At 69.0% G+C, this 2476-nt stretch carries 3 protein-coding genes; 2 read left to right on the top strand and 1 reads right to left on the bottom strand.

The features are described 5' to 3' along the window. Positions 1-184: 184 nt before the first annotated feature. A complete protein-coding gene (locus tag WBA11_RS19945) occupies positions 185-880 on the bottom strand; it encodes a hypothetical protein (RefSeq protein WP_424522380.1) in 696 nt (231 codons plus the stop codon). 507 nt (positions 881-1387) lie between these two features. Here WBA11_RS19945 and WBA11_RS19940 point away from each other — a divergent pair. Then, positions 1388-2155: a M48 family metallopeptidase gene (locus WBA11_RS19940; RefSeq protein ID WP_424522379.1), complete on the top strand. Its 768-nt coding sequence runs from the start codon at positions 1388-1390 to the stop codon at positions 2153-2155. Positions 2156-2215: 60 nt separating this feature from the next. Beyond that, positions 2216-2476, top strand: a 261-nt coding sequence (locus tag WBA11_RS19935) for an S-adenosylmethionine:tRNA ribosyltransferase-isomerase (protein WP_424522378.1), incomplete at its 3' end; no start/stop codon positions are given.

The following is a 2476-nucleotide window of genomic DNA, read 5'->3' as shown; positions in this document are numbered from 1 at the left end:
GTCGGGATGACGGGTGGTCTCGCCCCAGGATACCTGGTCCAGGCCGCGTGCTCGGATTTGCGGAGACGCAGCCGCCCACGCTCGTTCAGCAGAACCGACTCTGTGGAACGACGCGCCCCGCCGGCATCGAGGCCGGTGGGGCGTGCTGTATAGGTCGTCCTCGAGGGCGAGGCCTAGACGGCGGTCACCCGCGGGCGAGATCCGCGAGCGTGCCGAGGGCGTCCTCGACGGCCCTGCGTTTGTCGTTCGCCGCGGGCGTGTCGCCGCCAGGAGCCGCTGCCCGTCGCGCCGAGGCCGCACAATCGGTGCAGTTCTGGCCGAGCCAATCCGTCGCCGAGCGGACGGCGACGCGGGCGGCCTCCTGGCGCTCGGATGCCGACCAGCGCTCCTCGAGGAGCGGGAGGGAGTAGGTGAACAAGTCCGCCGAGGGATTCTCGGCCTCGACGAGGACGGCCGTGTACCGCTCGATCGCGTCGATGTCATCGGACGCGTTCCGCTTGTGCAGCTCCAACAACTCGGCCGCGACCATCTGGCGTAGGTGGACCCACTCGATGCCGGGATGCGCGTCGATGAGGCGGGCGGCGGCGGCGTCCTTCTCTGCGAGCGGCCGCTCCGAGCGGAACAGCCAGCGGTAGCCCATCCCGGTCTCGGGATCCTCGGCGAAGCTGGCGTCTAGGTTCCGCCGAATGATCCCGTTAAGCTCCTCGGTCGAGCGCCCGTCCTTGAGCGCGGCCGGGTTGCCCATGATCGAGTGGTTGACGGCGTGGACCGCGGCGCCAGGCGGCGACGCCGAGGTCGGGTCAACCTCGAGGGCTGATTCGCAGGCCGTGAGCGTGAGGACGAGGGCGGCCAAGCCGCCCGTGTACGTGAGGTATTTCATGGGTTCAGTCGTTGGTTTGGTAAGCGGTTTAGCAGGAACCGGCGCCGTAGTGCACGCTCAAAAGGTCTCCGTCGCAGTAGTAGCCAGAGAGGCCATGCCCGTCGTTCGTAGAGTCCTCTGTAAAGACGATCTCGCAGCCGCCCGAAGGTGCATTGCGTAGCGATCGCGTACGCCGCGGGCGCGAGGACGAGCACGGCGGTAAGCGTGACGCCGAGCGATTTCGCGGTTCGCTCGAATGAGTAGAGCGTAGATCAGCAGGGAGTTATAGAGGGGGGACTGACTCAAGGAAAGTGATCAGTATTTCACATACACCCCCCCCCCAAAAAAAACACTTAGTCAGGAAATACCCGTCTCGCCTTATGGACACCCCGGTCATTCCTCGCGGTGCCGTCGCCCTCGAGGACGATGAGCCGAACTGTGGACGTGACGCCGTCGACCTCGAGGGCGGCTAGGGAACGGCGGCACGCCTCGTCGCCGTTCGTCGGTCCCACCACACCGCATCTCACCATGTCCCGTCTCCGCATCGGAGCGCTCGCCGCGCTCGCCCTTCTCACCGGGTGCGCCACACTCGGCGGCGCCAACTACTACTCCGTCGACGACGAGTGGCAGGCCGGTCGCCAGCTCGAAGACCAACTCGCCCGGCAGCTCCCGCTCACGAACGACCGCACGCTGACGCGCTACATCAACGACATCGGTCAGCGGATGGCACGGCAGACCGAGCTCGGGGACCGGCCGTGGCGGTTCTACGTCGTCCGCGACGACGCGATCAACGCGTTCAACGTGCCGGGCGGACTCGTCTACATCAACACCGGGCTGATCGCCCAGGTCGGGAGCGCGAGCGAGCTGGCCGGCGCCATCGCCCACGAGGTCGCCCACGGAGTCGCACGCCACGGGACCCAGCGGCTCTCGGCGGCCAACGAGCTCAACCAGGTCGCCGGGGCCATCGGCTTGGGCGGCGGAGCCGAAGGACTCGCCGCCCAGATCGCGGCGCAGGGCGCGTTCGCGTCGTTCTCACGGCGAGACGAGCGGGAGGCCGACCGGCTCGGCGTCCAGATCATGGCCCGCTCCGGCTGGGACCCCGACGGACTCGCCGACCTGCTCGAGCGCCTGGCCTCGGCCGAGAGGGGAGGAGGGGTCGCCTTCTTCCGCACGCACCCGCTCTCGTCGGACCGGATGCAGGACGTCCGCCAACTCGCCCGTCGCTACGATGGGCAGCGACTGGTCCGCGACGACCGGCAGTTCGACAACGTCCGTCGCCGCGCCCGGCAGCTGTAACGCCCGTCGCCCTCGAGGCCGGCACGAGATCGTCCTCGAGGGTGCCTCCTCGAGGGCGACGTGGGTTCGGTCTCTCCCACATTTCGCGTCGAGGGCGCGGCCTCGCAGGCCTCGAGGTCGGATCTTGGCGCCATGCCCAGCCCCAACGTCCTCGACGCCTACGACTTCGACCTGCCGCCGGAGCAGATCGCCCAGCGGCCGGCCGAGCGCCGCGACGGGTCCCGGATGCTCGTCCTCGACCGGGCGACGGGCGCCGTCGAGCACCGCCGGTTCTCCGACCTGGGCGGCTACCTCGAGGCCGGCGACGCCGTCGTCCTGAAC

Origin of the sequence: Rubrivirga sp. (assembly GCF_049648075.1) — a bacterium.
Lineage (GTDB): Bacteria > Bacteroidota > Rhodothermia > Rhodothermales > Rubricoccaceae > Rubrivirga.
Note: the sequence above shows the minus strand (reverse complement) of the source record. Positions and strands in the feature narration are given on the sequence as shown.

Coding starts and splice junctions, on each gene's coding strand:
- WBA11_RS19940 (WP_424522379.1), top strand. CDS start 1,388: ATGTCCCGTCTCCGCATCGGAGCGCTCGCCGCGCTCGCCCTTCTCACC.
- WBA11_RS19945 (WP_424522380.1), bottom strand. CDS start 880: ATGAAATACCTCACGTACACGGGCGGCTTGGCCGCCCTCGTCCTCACG.